At 41.5% G+C, this 19,577-nt stretch carries 19 protein-coding genes and 1 other RNA gene; 9 read left to right on the top strand and 11 right to left on the bottom strand.

Annotation, left to right across the window (positions count from 1 at the left end; translation table 11 throughout):
- Positions 1-10 precede the first annotated feature (10 nt).
- Entirely contained in the window at positions 11-331 is a 321-nt protein-coding gene (czrA, locus tag Q5C82_RS13745; protein ID WP_003220155.1) for a Zn(II)-responsive metalloregulatory transcriptional repressor CzrA, read from the bottom strand.
- 193 nt (positions 332-524) lie between these two features.
- On the opposite strand from czrA, the gene Q5C82_RS13740 reads away from it, so the two are divergent.
- A complete protein-coding gene (locus Q5C82_RS13740) occupies positions 525-1,202 on the top strand; it encodes a lysozyme family protein (RefSeq protein ID WP_003220154.1) in 678 nt (225 codons plus the stop codon).
- Positions 1,203-1,293: 91 nt separating this feature from the next.
- Here Q5C82_RS13740 and Q5C82_RS13735 read toward each other — a convergent pair whose 3' ends face one another.
- Positions 1,294-1,830, bottom strand: coding sequence for a DUF420 domain-containing protein (locus Q5C82_RS13735; protein ID WP_003220153.1), 537 nt, complete (start codon positions 1,828-1,830; stop codon positions 1,294-1,296).
- Between the two features lie 137 nt (positions 1,831-1,967).
- Complete coding sequence (locus Q5C82_RS13730; protein WP_003220152.1) at positions 1,968-2,750, bottom strand: VLRF1 family aeRF1-type release factor; 783 nt, start codon at positions 2,748-2,750, stop codon at positions 1,968-1,970.
- Positions 2,751-2,919: 169 nt separating this feature from the next.
- Between Q5C82_RS13730 and Q5C82_RS13725 the strand changes: the two genes are divergently transcribed.
- From Q5C82_RS13725 to desR, 5 genes are all read left to right on the top strand, one after another.
- Positions 2,920-3,417 (top strand): N-acetyltransferase, encoded by a 498-nt coding sequence (locus Q5C82_RS13725; protein ID WP_003220151.1) that lies wholly within the window; start codon positions 2,920-2,922, stop codon positions 3,415-3,417.
- 63 nt (positions 3,418-3,480) lie between these two features.
- On the top strand, positions 3,481-4,458 hold the full coding sequence (locus tag Q5C82_RS13720) for a S66 peptidase family protein (protein ID WP_003220150.1): 978 nt from the start codon (positions 3,481-3,483) through the stop codon (positions 4,456-4,458).
- Between the two features lie 166 nt (positions 4,459-4,624).
- Complete coding sequence (gene desE, locus Q5C82_RS13715) at positions 4,625-5,683, top strand: fatty acid desaturase DesE (RefSeq protein ID WP_003220149.1); 1,059 nt, start codon at positions 4,625-4,627, stop codon at positions 5,681-5,683.
- 123 nt (positions 5,684-5,806) lie between these two features.
- Positions 5,807-6,919 (top strand): two-component sensor histidine kinase DesK, encoded by a 1,113-nt coding sequence (desK, locus tag Q5C82_RS13710; protein ID WP_003220148.1) that lies wholly within the window; start codon positions 5,807-5,809, stop codon positions 6,917-6,919.
- Positions 6,920-6,937: 18 nt separating this feature from the next.
- Positions 6,938-7,537: a two-component system response regulator DesR gene (gene desR / locus Q5C82_RS13705; protein WP_003220147.1), complete on the top strand. Its 600-nt coding sequence runs from the start codon at positions 6,938-6,940 to the stop codon at positions 7,535-7,537.
- Between the two features lie 34 nt (positions 7,538-7,571).
- Here the strand turns inward: desR and Q5C82_RS13700 are convergent, their stop codons facing one another.
- The 8 genes from Q5C82_RS13700 to Q5C82_RS13665 form a co-directional block, all read right to left on the bottom strand.
- Complete coding sequence (locus tag Q5C82_RS13700; protein ID WP_003220146.1) at positions 7,572-9,161, bottom strand: solute:sodium symporter family transporter; 1,590 nt, start codon at positions 9,159-9,161, stop codon at positions 7,572-7,574.
- A gap of 183 nt (positions 9,162-9,344) precedes the next feature.
- A complete protein-coding gene (locus Q5C82_RS13695) occupies positions 9,345-10,208 on the bottom strand; it encodes a LysM peptidoglycan-binding and 3D domain-containing protein (RefSeq protein WP_003220145.1) in 864 nt (287 codons plus the stop codon).
- A gap of 246 nt (positions 10,209-10,454) precedes the next feature.
- Positions 10,455-12,230 (bottom strand): DNA helicase RecQ, encoded by a 1,776-nt coding sequence (gene recQ, locus Q5C82_RS13690; RefSeq protein ID WP_003220144.1) that lies wholly within the window; start codon positions 12,228-12,230, stop codon positions 10,455-10,457.
- 140 nt (positions 12,231-12,370) lie between these two features.
- A non-coding RNA gene (gene ssrS, locus Q5C82_RS13685) (6S RNA) lies at positions 12,371-12,557 on the bottom strand.
- Between the two features lie 230 nt (positions 12,558-12,787).
- Positions 12,788-13,414 carry an FMN-dependent NADH-azoreductase AzoJ gene (gene azoJ / locus Q5C82_RS13680; protein WP_003220143.1) on the bottom strand — a complete coding sequence of 209 codons (627 nt, stop codon included), beginning with the start codon at positions 13,412-13,414 and terminating at the stop codon, positions 12,788-12,790.
- Positions 13,415-13,564: 150 nt separating this feature from the next.
- The gene (locus tag Q5C82_RS13675) at positions 13,565-14,056 is read right to left on the bottom strand and encodes a TraR/DksA family transcriptional regulator (protein ID WP_003220142.1); all 492 of its coding nucleotides are present in this window, start codon (positions 14,054-14,056) and stop codon (positions 13,565-13,567) included.
- 181 nt (positions 14,057-14,237) lie between these two features.
- Positions 14,238-14,582, bottom strand: a complete 345-nt coding sequence (locus tag Q5C82_RS13670; protein ID WP_003220141.1) for a PH domain-containing protein — start codon at positions 14,580-14,582, stop codon at positions 14,238-14,240.
- A gap of 208 nt (positions 14,583-14,790) precedes the next feature.
- A complete protein-coding gene (locus Q5C82_RS13665) occupies positions 14,791-14,994 on the bottom strand; it encodes a DUF6501 family protein (protein ID WP_003220137.1) in 204 nt (67 codons plus the stop codon).
- 230 nt (positions 14,995-15,224) lie between these two features.
- Between Q5C82_RS13665 and dhaS the strand changes: the two genes are divergently transcribed.
- The 3 genes from dhaS to Q5C82_RS13650 all read left to right on the top strand — a co-directional run bounded on the left by dhaS (position 15,225) and on the right by Q5C82_RS13650 (position 19,545).
- Positions 15,225-16,712, top strand: coding sequence for an aldehyde dehydrogenase DhaS (dhaS, locus tag Q5C82_RS13660; protein WP_003220135.1), 1,488 nt, complete (start codon positions 15,225-15,227; stop codon positions 16,710-16,712).
- A gap of 99 nt (positions 16,713-16,811) precedes the next feature.
- Positions 16,812-18,710, top strand: a complete 1,899-nt coding sequence (locus Q5C82_RS13655; protein ID WP_003220134.1) for a prenyltransferase/squalene oxidase repeat-containing protein — start codon at positions 16,812-16,814, stop codon at positions 18,708-18,710.
- Positions 18,700-19,545 (top strand): superoxide dismutase, encoded by an 846-nt coding sequence (locus Q5C82_RS13650; protein ID WP_003220132.1) that lies wholly within the window; start codon positions 18,700-18,702, stop codon positions 19,543-19,545. Before Q5C82_RS13655 ends, Q5C82_RS13650 begins: the two co-directional genes overlap by 11 nt.
- Positions 19,546-19,577 lie beyond the last annotated feature (32 nt).

The following is a 19,577-nucleotide window of genomic DNA, read 5'->3' as shown; positions in this document are numbered from 1 at the left end:
GATGTCTTTTTTAATCATGTTGTGTATGATGGATCATTTGTTGAAGAACATCTAAAACGTGTTCATCCTCCGGTGAGTAATAAATGGATGTTCCTTCTCTGCGCGATTTGACAAGCCGGAGGTTTTTTAAGAATCTGAGCTGGTGGGAAACAGTGGATTGCAATAAATTCAGCTTTTCTGCAATTCCGTTCACTGCATGTTCACCCTGGGATAATAAATGGAGAATTCTGATTCTGGTAGGATCAGAAAGCGCTTTGAATGTTTGCGCGACTAGAAACAAGGTTTCCTCATCAAGATCAGCCGTCCGGTCCGTTTCTCTAAATTCAGTCATCTGTATCACCTTTCTTTATTCATAGTTTTTATCTTATAACAAATGTGCTTGGGTGCAAACCAGCCTGCTTATGTTCCAATTCAATCTCATAGTTTAAATTTATGTTTCAAATCAGGTTTTTACTTGGTCTGATATATCGTTCTATGTCATAATAAAAAGGTCATACTGCTCCAAACATTGAGGGTGAAACACAGTGAAGAAAAAGAGAAAAGGCTGTTTCGCTGCTACGGGTTTTATGATGATTTTTGTCTTTGTCATCGTCTCTTTATTATTGGTCATGCTTTTTTTCAATCGGGATTTGATCAAAAAACTTCCAATCGATACGAAAACGATTGTTTTGGAACGTTTAACCGATTATAAGCCGCTGGTGGAAGACGAGCTTGAACACCAAGGACTCCCTAATTATACATCACTCATACTTGGCATGATGTATCAGGAGTCAAAAGGGAAAGGCAATGATCCCATGCAGTCCTCTGAATCTCTGGGGTTAAAACGCAATGAGATAACAGACCCTCAACTCAGTGTTAAACAAGGCATCAAGCAATTTACCCTCATGTACAAGACCGGTAAGGAAAAAGGTGTGGATTTGGATACCATTATTCAAAGCTACAACATGGGGGCAGGTTACATTGATTTTGTAGCTGAACATGGAGGAACGCATACTGAGGAATTGGCAAAACAATACTCCGAGCAGCAAGTTAAAAAAAATCCTGATCTGTATACTTGCGGGGGAAATGTGAACAATTTCCGCTATCCGTATTGCTACGGTGATTACACGTATGCAGAAAAAGTAAAAGAAAAAACAAAAACTGTTGAAGAATCTTTGCAGGTTGCAACACTTGAAACCATGGAATCAAAGGCTCATAAATAGGAGTCTATCAATTTACTGACAAAAGCCCAAAACAGATTTGGGCTTTTGTCGTGTTTAAAAACGTTTAAAAAAGCCATACGGAGTATGGCTTTTAATAATAAGGTGATATCATCAGATATACAATAACGCCTGTAAGGCTTACATACAGCCACAGAGGCATTGTCCATCTGGCAATTTTTTTATGGCGCTCCACCTGCATGCTGAAGCCCCTGATCAGCGTAAACAGCGCAAGCGGCACAATGACCGCGGAAAGGCAGATATGCGTAATTAAAATAAAGAAGTAGATCGGGCGCATAATCCCTTCTCCGCCATACAGCGTATTCTCCGCAATCGAGTGGTAAACAACATAACAAATCAAAAATAGTAATGTTGTTGTGAATGCGGCTAAAATAAAACGTTTATGAGCTTTGATATTTTTCTGTTTAATCATAATCAGCGCGGCCAATAAGAAGATAAACGTAAAGCTGTTGAATATCGCATTCAGCATTGGCAAAATGTGAATATTCGCATGGCTGAACTGATCTAATTTAGGCATAAAAAACAGCACTGCGATTAAACCGTTAATCAGAACTGTCAGCGTAAGGACAATCCCCGTATAATTTTTCGGTTTATTTTCTGTTTGATTCATTTGGTGACCTCTCCTAATTTGTACTGGCTATCCAAATCGTATGCAAATTCAAAGAAGATGTCAACGTTTTCGATTGCTTCGTCAGAAATTAGACACACTTCAAAGGCCGGCGGCTTTTAGCCCCGGCCCTGTTAAGTTTACGCCTCTTTTATCAAATGCTCAACGGCCTTATATTCATTTTCATTCAGCAGATTCTTTTGAATTTTCGAATGAATAGGTTTATTCATGTGCTGATCCAAGATATCCGCCGTTTCTTTATCACCGGCGATAACCATTCGTTCCCATCTTTTCGCTGCCGCTTTTTGATCAAGATTGACAGCCAGCCGCTTATACAGTCTCGTTTGGTTCTCCCTTACATGTTCCCTCATCCGGTTCTCTTCAAATGGTATCGCTTTTTTTGCAAAGGAATGGCAATTCTCCCAAGACTCGTTGATGATATCGTACTCATAATGCTCAACCGCCTCAATTTTGCCTAAAACGGTTTCAATAATTTTCACTTCATGCTGCTGAGTTAAAATAAACGCCGTACTTGGGTACATTTGGCGCAAATCCTTCAACTGATCCAGAACGGCTGTTTCTTCCCAGTAAAATCTTGTTTCTACAGGGATCTGAAGCTTAATTGGTTCCCACATACCGCTATCGGAAACAAAAAATACGAGACTGCGGGGCATGTCTTTTCCCATTTCATTGAGGTATTGATCAATTTTCGTTCTGATTCCATCCAGACACTTCTCTTCCCCTGGGTCACTTGCTGCCAAATACTCCTTTAATCGGCCGAATCCTGATTTTAGGGCAATTTTCCATTCTCCCCCCTGCTGCTCTGGATCTCTCATGTCTGTATTAAGATATAGGGAGAGAATTTTATCCGGCGGTTCCAATTGGACATACTGTAATTTGTTAATCAATGAATCAATCGCCATTCCGATTCCTCCTTTTTCACAGGTTAGTTTTCTTTTTCCTCTCTTAAAAACGATCAAACCTTACTTTTCGCAATTTCTAGTAATAATGGATTTGTTATTTACAATGCCCCTCTCATCTAATACAATTGGTAACTGTGCTTCTAAGCTGTTTTTTGAAAGGAGATTGATCTTGTTTACTGTTAAAGAAAAAAATCGTCAAGAACTTGAAGAAGAACTACATGATTTAGAATTTCAAATTTACCGCATGCAGGAGAATATGAAGGATCTATCTAAAGATGCCAAAGTGCTTGGTATTGATCAATCGAAACATGAAGAGTGGATGATCGTTTCCTCGATTGATGATGGCCAAACATGCAAAATTATGCTTACCGATTGTAAAACGGCTTATAGAGGAAAAGGCTGTTTTTCACTTGTAGCGTCTTACAAGGACAATGCCATTCATATCGGCGACATAAAAGGCCCTCCGAATCACGGGTTTGGTTCCATTTGCATGAAATATTTAAAGGATATCGCCAGAGACCACAATATACCGAAAGTCACCGGCGACATTGCCAAACGGGACTGGAATCATGTAGACCGGCTGATTCATTTTTATGAAAAACATCAATTCAAAGTATCCGTCGATCATGATACACAATCAGGCTACATTAAGTGGGTTGATTTGTAAAAAAATCTGGAAGAATGAGCCAAGATGTGCTGTAATGGTGTAAAACCATTGATGGAGGGTTCTATGTTCGCCTCAAAACTGAAAAAGGGTGACGAAATTCGGATCGTGTCTCCCGCGACCAGCATGTCCGTATTATCAAATGAAACAAAAATGCTAGCAAAAACAGCGTTAGAACGCTTAGGTTATCGGGTAACCATCGCTGAACATGCAAATGAATGTAACGAATTTGATTCATCCTCTATCGAGTCAAGAGTCCGTGACTTGCACGCTGCTTTTTTCGACCCCGGAGTCAAAGCGATTTTAACGACACTCGGCGGTTTCAATTCAAATCAGCTGCTGCGTTATCTTGATTACGAGAAAATCAAACAGCATCCAAAAATTCTGTGCGGTTATTCCGATATAACGGCTCTTAGCAACGCCATTTATCAGAAAACGGGCCTAGTTACGTATTCAGGCCCCCACTTTTCAACATTTGCAATGAAAAAAGGAATCGATTATACAACAGAGTATTTTCTTTCTTGCTGCGCTTCGGACGACCCGTTTGACATTCACCCTTCTAGCGAGTGGAGCGATGACCGCTGGTTTTTGGATCAAGAAAACAGGCACTTTTATCCTAATAACGGCCCTGTTGTGATCCAGGAGGGTTATGCCGAAGGCACTTTGATTGGCGGAAACCTTTGCACACTTAATTTGCTGCAGGGAACAGAGTATTTTCCTGAAACAGAAAATGCCATTTTATTGATTGAAGATGATGATATGTCAGACATCCACATGTTTGACCGCGATCTGCAATCACTCATTCACCTCCCCGCTTTTTCTCATGTAAAGGGAATTTTGATCGGCAGATTTCAAAAAGCATCAAACGTATCAATAGAACATGTAAAAGCCATGATTGGAACAAAAAAAGAATTATCCGGCCTTCCAATCATCGCAAATATAAATGCCGGACATACCTCACCAATTGCCACGTTCCCTATAGGCGGAACATGCAGGATTGAAGCTATTTCGGGAACATCACGAATATGGATCGACAAACATTAATCAGCTTGTAAATTTCTTTTTTACAAGCTTTTTTAGCGTAAACATTTATGCAAGTTCACGAGGAGACATGACAAATGTCATATATGATGCATGATGTGTGCTACTACAAAGAACGTCTCTCATTGACGTATACTGAACAGAGACACACAATGAGAGGATACTTACTATGACTGAACAAACCATTGCACATAAACAAAAACAGCTGACAAAGCAAGTCGCCGCTTTTGCTCAGCCCGAAACAAAAAACAGCCTGATTCAGCTTTTGAACACGTTTATTCCTTTCTTCGGACTTTGGTTTCTGGCTTATTTCAGCCTCAATGTCTCCTATCTCCTTACGTTAGCATTAACAGTGATCGCCGCAGGATTTTTGACAAGAATTTTTATCATCTTCCATGACTGCTGCCATCAATCATTTTTCAGAAAAAAGCGCTATAACCACATTCTCGGTTTCCTGACAGGTGTTCTGACTTTATTCCCGTATCTTCAGTGGCAGCACAGCCATTCAATTCATCATGCGACAAGCAGCAATCTGGATAAACGCGGAACAGGAGACATCTGGATGTTAACAGTAAACGAATATAAAGCTGCATCCAGACGAACAAAGCTTGCATACAGACTTTATAGAAATCCGTTTGTCATGTTTATTCTCGGACCAATTTATGTTTTTCTGATTACCAACCGTTTTAACAAAAAAGGTGCAAGACGTAAAGAGCGTGTAAACACATACCTTACGAATCTGGCAATTGTGGCGTTGGCTGCTGCTTGCTGTCTGATCTTTGGCTGGCAATCGTTTTTACTGGTGCAAGGCCCTATTTTTCTGATCTCAGGTTCAATCGGTGTATGGCTGTTTTATGTGCAGCATACATTTGAAGATTCTTATTTTGAAGCAGATGAAAACTGGAGCTACGTTCAGGCTGCTGTGGAAGGCAGTTCATTTTATAAGCTCCCGAAACTGCTTCAATGGCTGACAGGCAATATCGGGTACCACCACGTCCATCATTTGAGTCCAAAGGTGCCTAACTATAAGCTTGAAGTTGCTCATGAACATCACGAACCATTAAAAAACGTACCGACAATTACCTTAAAAACAAGTCTGCAGTCACTTGCATTCCGCCTTTGGGATGAAGATAAAAAACAATTTGTATCATTTCGGGATATCAAACATATACCTTCAAGCCTTCCGCCTGATTCAACAGAAAAACAGAAACTGCGGAAGTACGCCTGATGATGAAGGAGGTCTTCTCTTAAACACAAGAAGGCTTCCTTTTTATTGTTTTGAGGGTGCATTCTGGCTTTCGCAATGATAAAGTTACATGTAAGATGGAAAAGCTGAAAATGAGGTAATATTATGATTAAAAAGCATTTTACATTTCAAAAACTAAGCGGGATTACGCCCTATATATGGACGATATTTTTCATCCTCCCCTTCTACTTTATATGGAAATCATCATCTACAGTTGTTATCATCGTCGGCATCATCTTGACGCTTTTATTTTTTTCGGTATATAGATTTGCTTTTGTCTCAAAAGGCTGGGCCATTTATTTATGGGCGTTTTTGTTAATCGGCATTTCAACCGCCTCTATTACTCTGTTCAGTTATATTTATTTTGCTTTTTTTATCGCATATTTTATTGGAAACATAAAGGAACGCGTCCCTTTTCATATTTTATATTACGTCCATTTAATAAGCGCAGCCGTTGCAGCTAATTTCAGTCTCGTGCTGAAAAAGGAATTCTTTCTGACGCAAATCCCTTTTGTCGTCATTACCCTCATCAGTGCGATTTTATTGCCGTTTAGTATAAGAAGCCGCAAGGAGCGCGAACGCCTGGAAGAAAAACTCGAGGATGCAAATGAACGGATTGCCGAGCTGGTGAAATTAGAAGAGCGGCAGCGAATTGCCCGTGACCTCCACGATACACTTGGGCAAAAGCTTTCTCTAATCGGTTTAAAAAGCGACTTAGCGAGAAAATTGATATACAAAGATCCTGAACAAGCAACACGTGAACTGAAAAGCGTTCAGCAAACCGCGAGAACGTCTTTAAATGAAGTCAGAAAAATCGTATCCTCCATGAAAGGCATCCGGCTCAAGGATGAAATCATAAACATCAAACAAATTCTTGAAGCAGCCGGCATTACGTTTATCTACGAAGAAGATAAATTGCCTGAAAATATCTCATTGCTTAATGAAAACATATTGAGTATGTGCTTAAAGGAAGCTGTCACTAACGTCGTCAAACACAGTCAGGCTAAGACCTGCCGAGTTGACATTCAGCAGCTCTGGAAGGAAGTTGTCATTACAGTGACTGACGATGGAACGTTTCAAGGTGAAGAGAAGTACTTTTCAAAAGGACATGGCCTGCTTGGCATGAGAGAACGGCTTGAATTTGCAAACGGGAGCCTTCACATCGATACAAAAAATGGCACCAAGCTTACCATGTCAATTCCTAATAACTCAAAATAAACAAAAAGGATGGCTTACATGATTAGTATATTTATTGCGGAAGATCAGCAAATGCTCTTGGGCGCTTTAGGATCACTTCTAAACTTAGAAGACGATATGGAAGTCGTAGGCAAGGGTACAAACGGTAAAGATGCTGTTGATTTTGTCAAAAAACATCAGCCTGATGTATGCATTATGGACATTGAAATGCCCGGTAAAACCGGACTTGAAGCTGCTGAGGAGTTAAAGGATACAGGCTGCAAGATTATTATCTTAACCACTTTTACACGACCCGGCTACTTTCAGAGAGCCATTAAAGCAGGCGTTAAGGGCTATTTGTTAAAAGACAGTCCGAGCGAAGAGCTTGCAAGCGCCATCCGAAGCGTCATGAACGGAAAACGCATTTATGCACCTGAGCTGATGGAGGACATATACAGCGAGGCTAATCCTCTTACAGACAGGGAAAAAGAAGTGCTCGAACTTGTGGCTGACGGTAAAAACACAAAAGAAATCGCTCAGGAACTCAGCATCAAAAGCGGGACGGTTCGAAATTATATCTCAATGATTCTAGAAAAGCTTGAAGTGAAAAACCGAATAGAAGCCATTACCAGGTCAAAGGAAAAAGGTTGGTTTAAATAAAAAAGGATCTTGGCATCTGCCAAGATCCTTTTTGTTAGCCAGCAATTCCCCAAGGAGAAAACAAAAGGTACGTCGCCGCAACCAAAATCAGAATAATACAGGACGCCAGCTTTACGTGTTTCCAAGGTGTTACATCCACTTGCGGATTGTGATCAAGCTTATAATCCGTTTCCCTCGGATACAGCCTTCCTGTCAGAAGCATCACAGCCACTGAAAATGGAAATAGGACGGCAAGGATGTACAGAAAATGAATGTGCCCTAAATAGACTTTTGATAAGCCGTATAAAACAATATGGGCTGGTATCGCTATATTCACAGCTAAAGCCGGTACTTTCTTTGTAAAAAAACCAACGACGACCGCTGCTAATATCGGTACATTAAAAAATCCGAACATCTCTTGAAGATAGCTGTACAGCCCTGATGGCGCATATAAAATAAAGGGTGCGATGACAATCGATACTAGCCCGAGAACTGCGACGAAAATCCGTCCTGTTTTGACGAGATCAGCTTCATCGGCATGAGGCTTACATAACGGTTTGTATATGTCCAGAGTAAACAACGTAATGGTACTGTTCAGAGAGCCGTTGAACGAGCTCAAAATCGCTCCGAATAAAATAGCGGCGAATACACCGGTAAGCGATGCCGGCAATAGATCGACGATCAGCCGAGGATATACACTGTCAGCATTTTCAATGCCGCCCCCATATAAATGAAAGGCAATCACTCCAGGGACGACTAAATAAAAAACGCCGATGAGTTTAAAGAAACCTGCTAAAAGAGCGCCCTTTTGTCCTTCAGCCAAATTTCTCGCTCCTAATGCCCGCTGGACGATCGCTTGGTTAACAGCCCAATAAAAGAGATTATTCACTAATAGCCCTGTTAAAATTGTCGGCCACGGTACATCTGCTGAATTGCTGATATCAATTGAATTGAGTTTTTCTGTATGTAAAGCCGTCAGTTGAGCAACTCCGCCCCCAAAGCTGCCTTGTCCGACTGCAAGAATGCCTAATATCACGATAAAGAAACCGCCGAAAATTAATCCGATTCCGTATATAGCATCTGCTGAGGCAGCGGCTTTCAATCCGCCAAAAAAAATATAACAGCAGCTCGTTACGCCAATGATTAAGGATATCAGCAAAACTGCCATAAATGTACTGATGCCAAACGTCTCTGTGATGCGGAATACTTGATTTAACACGAGAGCCCCTGAATACAGGACTGTCGGCAGGAATGAAACAGCGTAACCAATGATAAGCAGTACAGAAACGATCTGTCTTGTTCTTTGATCAAACCGCTGCTCTAGAAAATCAGGTATCGTGGTAATTCCCGTTTTCAAATAACGGGGCAAAAAGACAAGTGCCAAGAAAATCAACGCGAGCGGTGCGCTCGCTTCCCATGACATCGCTGTCATAGACCCTGCATAGCTTTGTCCATTTAACCCGACCATCTGCTCGGTTGATAAATTGGTTAACAGCAGCGAGCTCCCGATATATAACGCAGTAAGGCTTCTCCCTCCGAGAAAATATCCATCGGACGATTGCAAGTTAACCTCCTTTGTTCTTCGCCATGAAAATAGAAATATCCCGATATTGATAACCAGAAAAGATACAATGATCCAAAGCAACAGCCAGCAACTCCTTCTGCAAATAGTTAGATGATAGGGGCATTTACCATCTACCCATTTTTCACACGAGAAAAACATCGGAACCGCTTTTCTTTTATCAGCATATGATACATATATACGTCTTTAAACAGAACGAAAAAAGACACAAGCCAAAGCTCGTGTCTTTTATCACAATCTATATGATTAGTTTAAGATTTTTACATTTACAGTTTTGACGCCCCAATTAGATGCATCACTTTTATTGGGTACAAATACGTCGATTTTATTTCCTTTAATAGCGCCGCCAGTGTCTGCTGCTGTTGCTTCACCGTAACCTTCAACATAGACTTTAGAACCTAGTGGAATCACATTAGGATCAACCGCGATAACTTTCGCGTTCGGGTTCTTATTTAAGTCAACGCCTGTTGCTGTAACGCCGGAGATACCGCCGTCGTTAGCAGTGTAAGCAGTAGCAGTAACTGTTAGTTCTTTTGAAGCTTGTTGATTATTTGTATTAGATTGAACAGCCTTTTCTTCTGTAGGAACAGAAGTTTCTGCTGCAGCCTTTGTTTCTTGTTTTGGTTGTTGTTGAACTGTTTCTTGTTTAGGTTGCTCTTTTTGCACAGCTTCTTGTTTTGTTTCAGTTTGAGGTGCGCTTGTTTGCGTATTCTCAGTAACTGTGTTTGCTGCTGTTGCCTGACCTTTTACTGAAAGTGTTGATCCAGCATAGATCATGTCAGAGCTTAGGTTATTCCAAACCTTCAGGTTATTGACTGTTGTTCCGAATTGTTGAGCAATCTTTGTCAGCGTATCTCCCGCTTTAATTGTATATTGCCCAGTAGTGGTTGTTTCTTCTGAAGAAATGGTCAGTTTTTCTCCTGCAATGATTTTATCAGAAGTTAACTTGTTCCATTCTTTTAGGTCCTTTAGGTTCACTCCGTTTTTCTGAGAGATTCCCCAGAGCGTATCACCCTTTTGCACCGTGATTTCTTTTGCAGAAGCGTGAGCTCCGAATGCAGTTGATGAAAGTGCAGCAACTGCTACAAAGGACATAATCGTCTTCTTCATAAGTAAATCCTCCCTTGTTAGCTTTTTATTGGCGGCTAACAGGTGATATCGTAACACACGTAAATGTCAAATCAATAACAAAAAGATATGATTTAGATTACAGTTCCTTTACATGAAGGATTTCTCTCTGCTGGAAAGACTTGCTGAACCCTTGATATAATAGGCTTCGCAAGTCTTTTTATTTCGAGAAAAAAAAGAGAAAATAAAATGTGTTTTTTATAGAAAAAAAGGTTGATTTACGTTTTTTTAGTCTGACACCCCTGCATAAGCTTGTATTTCTTGTAAAAAAAGCCGGCCGTATTTTGCTCTTTTTTGTTCTCCGACTCCTTTTATAGACAAAAGTTCTTCATCATTTACGGGCTGTTTTCCTGACATTTCTTTTAACGTTTGGTCAGAGAAAACGACAAAAGGAGGAACACCCTGCTCTGCCGCGATTTCTTTGCGAACCATGCGTAATCGTTCAAACAGCTCGTCATTTTCAGTAATCGCTGCCGCTTTTAACGCTTCTTTTCTCTTTATTGATAATTCTCCTCTTAGCACATTCCTTCCTTTACTGCTGACAAAAAGAGTCGGAAACGTTCCGTCTGACATCCTGATGAAATCGTCAGAAATAAGAAATTCGATAAAATCACTGATTTCCCCTACTGATTGGTGTTTTAATATCCCGTATGTGGAGAGATCGGAAAAGCCGTTTTCAAGAACCTTTTTATTTTTAGAACCGGCTAGCACCTGGGCAACCATCGTCTTGCCAAACCGTTCTTTCATGCGAATGATACAAGATAAGACCATTTGTGCCTCCCGGGTCACGTCATGGGACGTCCTTGTATCAGTGCAATTTCCGCACTGTCCGCACGCATGAGGCTCCTTTTCTCCGAAATACATAAGGATAAAACGCTGCAGACAATCTTCCGTGTGACAATAGTCGACCATTTGTCTCAGCTTTTTTAAATCCTGCTTTTGTTTCTCTTCATGCTCTGATTGTTCAATTAAGAAACGCTGCACCATAATATCCTGCGGTGAAAACAGAAGTACACATTCGCTGGCAAGACCGTCCCGTCCAGCTCGTCCAGCCTCTTGATAGTAGCTTTCCATATCTTTCGGAATCTGTGCATGCAGAACAAATCGGATATTTGATTTATCAATGCCCATTCCAAAAGCAGAGGTTGCCACCATCACTTGCAGCTCATCATTAAGAAACCTTTCCTGCTGCTCTTTTCTCACATCATCTGCCAAGCCCCCGTGATATCGGCCTGCACTGATCTGATTTCGTTTCAATCTCTCATATATTCGATCAGCTTCTTTTCTGGTCGCTGTGTATACAATCCCTGCTTCATGTCTGTTGTTTTGCACATAATCATCAATAAAACGATCCTTATTTTCTCCTTTTGCTACTTTAAAGGTTAAATTGTCTCGGGAGAATCCGGTATGTACGGTGTTTTCTTTTTGAATATGCAGCTGTTTGCATATATCCTCATGAACCTCAGGTGTTGCTGTTGCTGTTAATGCCATGATGACAGGCTTGTCATGTAATTCTCGGAACAAAATTTCAATATTTCTGTAGCTTGGCCTGAAATCGTGGCCCCATTGAGAAATACAGTGCGCCTCGTCTATTGCGACCAAAGGAACATCAATGCTCTGCAAAATCCGTATAAACTCTGTGGACGTTAGTCGCTCCGGTGTAATGTAAAAAAGCTTATAAGCCCCTTCTTTGAGTCCGTTCAGCCTCTCATATATTTCCTGATTGGATTGTGTGCTGTTAATGTAGGCGGCGTTAATCCCTGCTTCTTCTAACGCATCGACTTGATCCTTCATCAAGGAAATCAACGGCGAAATGACGATCGTTGCCCCTTCAAACATTAGTGCCGGAATTTGATAGCAAATCGATTTGCCTCCTCCCGTCGGCATAATGCAGGCCGTATTTTGTCTCGCTTCCGTCACCGAGCGGATCGCTTCTTCTTGTCCACTGCGGAGTTTTTCATAACCGAAATAATGGGCCAGAAGGGATTGGGCTCTATGTAACATAACGTGTAAACCTCGCTTTTCCTTGAATTTCTCCCATCATATCATAAAAAAGCGGCCTTCATTTCTGTCACACAGAAATTGATTTTCACTATACCTATCTTTTTTAGATAAAATAAAAAGCCATTTCCAAAAAGGAAATGGCTTTCGCTACATCTTGCCGTATGCAAGTAAGAAAGTTTTAAACCACCACTCCTCAAAGTGGGTGTTTGCAGAAACGTTCCTGTCGTCCTCTGCAATGGAGGCATGACATTCCAGCTTCGATATAAAACTCCCTATTACAGCTTAAAGGTTAAAACTTAATTAACAATACGCACAAAGTAGCTTCTTTTATATAGTACACCATCAGCCGATTTTTATCAAGGGGACAGAACAATTGTCTAGAAAAACTTTTTCCAACGATTAAAACTGCTTTTTCGCAATTATATCTGACGATTCGACAAATGAAAAATATATTACAATAAAAAAACAGCCTTTTACGCTAAGAGGAATGATCACTTTTTTCTATATAATATGTATACAAAAAAACTCCTATCGCAGTGATAGGAGTCTTTGTTTCATTAGAATTTTGCAGCTAGATCTTTTGCTTCTTGTAAACCTTTTTCAACGATTTCTTGAGCTTGATCAGGCGCTGCGTTATGTCCTTCGATAACAACTGTGTGCAAGTCTTGAACACCCCAGAAACCAAGAACTGTTTTCATGAAGTTTAATGACATTTCAAGTGCAGCCATTGGTCCTTCAGAGTAAATGCCGCCGCGCGCGTTAAGGAGTGCAACTTTTTTGTCTCCCATTAAACCAACTGGTCCTTCTTGTGTGTATTTGAATGTAACGCCTGCACGAGACAGGTAATCAACATAAGTATGAAGAACTGCCGGCACTGTGAAGTTCCAAAGCGGGAATGCGAAAACAACTTTGTCAGCTTTTACAAACTGGTTCAGATATTTGTCGGCAATTGCAGCTTGTTTTTTCTCTTCTTCTGTCATTTCCATTCCTTGACCTGCTTTAAATGTTCCGTTAATCATATCTCTTCCAAGGTAAGGAAGGTTCTCTTTATGAAGATCTAATTCAACCACTTCATCAGCAGGGTTATTTTCTTTATAAGCAGCTAAGAAAGCCTCGTAAAGTTTAGTTGAAACGCCTTCTTCGGCTGTACGGTCGCTTGATTTTACAAATAATACTGTAGACATTTGTATTCCTCCCGGTAAACTTTTTATATTAACTTACAAATAGTATGTTACTTTCTTTTTTACGCAAAGTCAATCACTTTATTTTGAATATGAGATTTTTTTTCAAAAAAAAGCAAGTACATCTAATATCGGTGTACTTGCTTGCCATTTTCACTTCGAATCTTGTTCACGATCCAAAATCTCATACGTCTGAGAGCTTTTTTGATCAATGGTTTCTTTATTGGATAGATCTTTTACCTGCTTGTGAAACTCTCTTTCAAATGATGGAGCGTCTGTCTCTACATCATCCTCCATATCAGCTTGGGCCTCCACTGTCATTCTTGCATAAGGAACAGCTTCAAGCCTTTCATAAGGAATGTCTTGGCCAGTTTTTTCACAAACTCCGTACGTTCCATCTTTCATTTTTTGTAACGCATGGTTGACCTCCTCTAACAGCTCCCGGTCGATCTCTCTCACCGTTTGGTCTGTCATCCGGTCTGTGACGAGGGTGCCGTGGTCTGCCATGTGGTTGTCAACCCCATTGGACAGCTCCCCCACTTCTTCCGTCATTGATTCTGTTTCCTTCTTCTCGCCGGACAATTCTTTTTGCATATCGAGCAATTTATAATAGAGATGCTTCTTTTGTTCTTTTGTCAGCGCCATGTGTATCCTCTCCTTTCTATCCTGTTTCCCGTTTTGCCCCCTGTCAAACATGGGAACTTGATAGAAAGATGAGCACTGCATCTTTGAACGCATCGCCACCAGAACGAGGCATGTACGCTCTTCTCTGTTTTTTATATAAAAAAAGCCTAACCATTTTTCAAACGGCTGGCTCATCAAATATTCAGCTGCACAAGTGCTTTGTCAGCACCGCTTGAACTTCGCTTAAATCAGTGTCTTTCGCAAATTCTAATTCGAACGTTTTGCTTCTAGTCATCAATAAAAGCCCAGTGTCCGGGTCGAACATGCCCGCTTCTTGGATCGCAAAGCTTTCAATTGTTTTATATGGAAGAAATACACGAACCTTCTTTTTAGAAAACATTTTATTGTCAAAGAAAATGATCCGCTTATTTGTAAAGCAAATTTGGTCCACTCGGAGCTTATAAATCGATTCTATTCTTTCCCCTTCAACGAGCAAAGCTTCAAGCTTCTTTGCATCCGTTGATCTGCTAACAGAAAAAATACCCAATGAAGAACCCCTCTTTCTGCATTTATCTAGCTGTTGTCATCAAGTAATACGCACGTATAGAGAAAAAAGTTTCAATATTCAGCATTGTTTTTTTAAAAAAAGTGGTTTTTAAAGTTTTCATTGATTTTGTTTTATTTTTCCTGTTTTAATCATAAAAAAACCGCAGCACTGCTGCGGTTTTTTTTCTATCCTCTGCTTTTTTCAGGCTTTAAACCTCTTCGAAGTATTCTTTATAATAGCCACCGACTTTATTCGTATTGTCGATCACAAAGATAAACTCCTCTGTTTCATTTTTCACTTCATATTCTTTTCCCGGAGTTAAAACGCGGTTTACGATATATTTTTTTGCGTTTGTCTGCACACATTTTACCTTTTTGATTGTTTCTTTTTCAAGCCAATTGTTATGAATCATAAATGAAATCTCCTTTTCATATCTATAAGCTTATTGTAGCTTTTTTCTTTTGTAAATTGCAATATCGGTTATTCATTGATTTTGCCTTGTTTTCTATTATAGAATGTTTGTATACGCTTACTCTTACAGCAAATATTACAGCTTATACCTGCTATTCAATCAATGAATCAATGTGCTATCACCAAGAATCTCAAAACAGACCATAAAAAATGACTGGAGGTTTGTTACAGATGAGTTCTTTAACGATGCAAGTGACGAAAAGGCTGGAGACATTTTTACAAGGAACAAAAAAGCTTTATATTGACGGAAAGTTTGTTCCGAGTGCCTCAGGGGCAACATTTGACACACCCAACCCGGCGACCGGCGAAACTTTGATGACACTGTATGAAGCCCAGGCTGCGGATGTGGACAAAGCGGTTAAAGCTGCCCGGAAAGCCTTTGACCAAGGAGAATGGAGAACAATGTCTCCGGCTTCGAGAAGCAGACTGATGTATAAGCTGGCAGACTTAATGGAAGAGCATAAAACTGAGCTTGCTCAACTTGAAACGCTTGATAACGGGAAACCGATAAATGAAACGACGAATGGAGATATACCGCTTGCTATTGAGCATATGCGCTATTACACCGGCTGGTGTACAAAAATAACAGGACAGACGATTCCGGTTTCCGGCGCTTATTTTAATTATACGCGCCATGAGCCTGTGGGCGTCGTCGGCCAGATTATTCCATGGAATTTCCCGCTCCTGATGGCGATGTGGAAAATGGGCGCTGCTCTTGCAACAGGCTGTACAATCGTGCTCAAACCGGCTGAACAAACACCGCTTTCTGCTCTTTATTTGGCAGAATTGATTGACCAAGCCGGCTTCCCTGACGGTGTCATCAATATCATTCCGGGATTCGGTGAAGATGCGGGAGAAGCGCTGACGAACCATGAAGCGGTTGATAAAATTGCCTTTACCGGCTCCACTGAAATCGGAAAGAAAATCATGGCCACCGCTGCCAAAAGCATTAAGCGGGTTACATTGGAGCTGGGCGGAAAATCACCTAATATTCTTTTGCCGGATGCGAATTTGAAAAAAGCGATCCCAGGCGCTTTAAACGGTGTGATGTTTAACCAAGGCCAAGTCTGCTGTGCGGGCTCACGCGTTTTCATTCATAAAGACCAATATGATGAAGTTGTTGATGAGATGGTGTCCTATGCTGAATCACTCCGCCAAGGAGCGGGACTTCATAAGGATACACAAATCGGGCCTCTCGTGAGCAAGGAACAGCACGAACGCGTTCTTTCCTATATTCAAAAAGGAAAAGACGAAGGAGCGAAAGCAGTGACTGGCGGAAGCTGTCCTTTTGAAGAAGGATATTTTGTCGCACCGACTGTGTTTGCGAATGTTGAAGACGAGATGACCATCGCAAAAGAAGAAATTTTCGGACCGGTGCTGACTGCTATTCCGTACGAAACAGTCGATGAAGTCATTGAACGAGCGAATCATTCAGAATATGGACTCGCAGCCGGACTATGGACAGAGAACGTCAAGCATGCCCACTATATCGCGGACCGTCTTCAAGCCGGAACCGTCTGGGTAAACTGCTATAATGTGTTTGACGCAGCATCTCCGTTTGGCGGTTATAAACAGTCAGGACTCGGACGAGAAATGGGATCATATGCCTTAGATAACTACACAGAAGTCAAAAGTGTATGGATAAATCTCGAAGACTAACATGTATGTCAAAAAACTGCTGCCTGCCAGCAGTTTTTTTCTTTCTGTAATGGCTGTAAAAGACGCTGAATATATATGCTTCTGAAGGAGTTGAGCGTGATGGGCACACTTCAGGAGAAAGTGAGGCGTTATCAAAAGAAAACCATTGCAGAGTTAAAAAACAGGCAAAATGCTGACGGTTCGTGGACATTTTGCTTTGAAGGACCAATCATGACAAATTCCTTTTTTATTTTGCTCCTCACCTCACTAGATGAAGGCGAGAATGAAAAAGAACTAATATCAGCGCTTGCAGCCGGCATTCGTGAAAAACAGCAGCCCGACGGCACATTCATCAATTATCCCGATGAAACGAGCGGTAATATAACGGCTACCGTCCAAGGATATGTCGGGATGCTGGCTTCAGGTTGTTTTCACCGATCTGACCCGCACATGAGGAAAGCTGAACAATTTATCATCTCACATGGCGGTTTGAGACATGTTCATTTCATGACAAAATGGATGCTTGCCGTGAACGGGCTGTATCCTTGGCCTGTCTTGTATTTACCATTATCACTCATGGCGCTCCCCCCAACGTTACCAGTTCATTTCTATCAGTTCAGCGCATATGCCCGAATTCATTTTGCTCCTATGGCTGTAACACTCAATCAGCGATTTGTTCTTAAAAACCGCAATATTCCATCTCTTCGCCATCTCGATCCGCACATGACAAAAAACCCTTTCACTTGGCTTCGATCAGATGCTTTTGAAGAAAGAGATCTCACGTCTATTTGGTCACATTGGAATCGCATTTTCCATGCACCCTTTGCTTTTCAGCAGCTCGGCTTACAGACGGCTAAAACATATATGCTGGACCGGATTGAAAAAGACGGAACATTATACAGCTACGCAAGCGCAACCATATTTATGGTTTACAGCCTTCTGTCACTTGGTGTGTCACGCTACTCTCCTGTTATCAAGAGGGCGATTAACGGCATCAAATCACTGATGACAAAGTGCAACGGGATTCCTTATCTGGAAAACTCTACTTCAACTGTTTGGGATACAGCTTTGATCAGCTATGCCCTTCAAAAAAACGGCGTGACCGAAACAGACGGCTCTATTACAAAAGCAGCTGCCTATTTGCTAGAACGCCAGCATACCAAAAGAGCAGATTGGTCTGTCAAAAACCCGAGTGCAGCGCCCGGCGGCTGGGGCTTTTCAAACATCAATACAAATAACCCTGACTGTGACGACACTGCAGCCGTATTAAAAGCGATTCCCCACAGTTATTCTCCTTCGGCTTGGGAGCGAGGGGTGTCTTGGCTTTTATCGATGCAAAACAATGACGGCGGATTTTCTGCTTTTGAAAAAAATGTGAACCATCCTCTAATTCGCCTTCTCCCGCTTGAATCCGCCGAGGACGCGGCAGTTGACCCTTCAACCGCTGACCTCACCGGACGTGTGCTGCACTTTTTAGGCGAGAAAGCTGGTTTCACTGAGAAACATCAACATATTCAGCGCGCTGTGAACTGGCTTTTCGAACATCAAGAACAAAATGGGTCATGGTACGGGAGATGGGGTGTTTGCTACATTTACGGCACATGGGCTGCTCTCACGGGTATGCATGCCTGCGAAGTTGACCGAAAGCACCCTGCTATACAAAAGGCCTTGCGCTGGCTCAAATCCATACAGCATGATGACGGCAGCTGGGGAGAATCCTGTAATAGCGCCGAAGTCAAAACGTACGTCCCGCTTCATAAAGGAACCATTGTACAAACGGCCTGGGCTTTAGACGCTTTGCTCACATACGAAAGTTCCGAACACCCATCTGTTGTGAAAGGCATGCAATACCTTACTGACAGCAGTTATCATGGCGCCGATAGCTTGGCCTATCCAGCCGGAATCGGATTGCCAAAGCAATTTTATATCCGCTATCACAGTTATCCATATGTATTCTCTTTGCTGGCTGTCGGGAAGTATTTGAATTCTATCGAAAAGGAGACAGCAAATGAAACGTGAATCTTATCAAACGGAGATGTTCAATTGGTGTGAAGCATTGAAGGATCAGATTCAAAAGCGAGGACAGCTTGAACAGTTTGAAGATCAATTTGACAAAATGATTGAAGCGCTGGAAGATGACCAAACAACAGAAGAAGATTGGTATAAACAGGCTGCTGCCCTTTATCGGGATATTACAGAATCAGAGGATACAAGTGAAAGACGTGCTTACGTCCCTATAGGGAAACATGTGCTGCCAAAGCTTCCGTACAAATATTCCGCCTTAGAACCTTATATATCACGCGACATTATGGTCCTTCATCACACGAAGCATCATCAAAGCTATGTTGATGGTCTAAACAAAGCAGAAACAGAGCTAAAAAAAGCGAGAGCATCAAAGAATTATGACTTGATCACTCATTGGGAAAGAGAGCTTGCATTCCATGGAGCAGGCCATTATTTGCACAGTATTTTTTGGTTTTCGATGCATCCAAACGGAAAAAGGCGTCCTACAGGAGCATTGTTCCAAATGATTGATATTTCATTTGGAAGCTACTCGGCCTTTAAAGAACATTTTACTCAGGCCGCTAAAAAAGTGGAAGGTGTCGGCTGGGCCATTCTGGTCTGGGCTCCCCGATCGGGACGGCTGGAGATTTTAACGGCAGAAAAGCACCAGCTCTTCAGCCAATGGGATGTGATCCCTCTTTTACCGCTTGACGTATGGGAACATGCCTACTATTTGCAATATAAAAATGACAGGGCAAGCTATGTTGATCATTGGTGGAATGTCGTGGATTGGCGCGAGGCAGAAAAACGTTTCGAGCGGGCAAAAGAAGTCGTTTGGAAACTCTATTAAAAAAAGCCCCCTTTTCACGGGGGCTTCGTGTT

It is taken from the genome of uncultured Bacillus sp. (genome assembly GCF_958411575.1).
Lineage (GTDB): Bacteria > Bacillota > Bacilli > Bacillales > Bacillaceae > Bacillus > Bacillus spizizenii.
The sequence above is the reverse complement of the archived record's forward strand: the minus strand, read 5'-3'. Positions and strand labels throughout refer to the sequence as shown.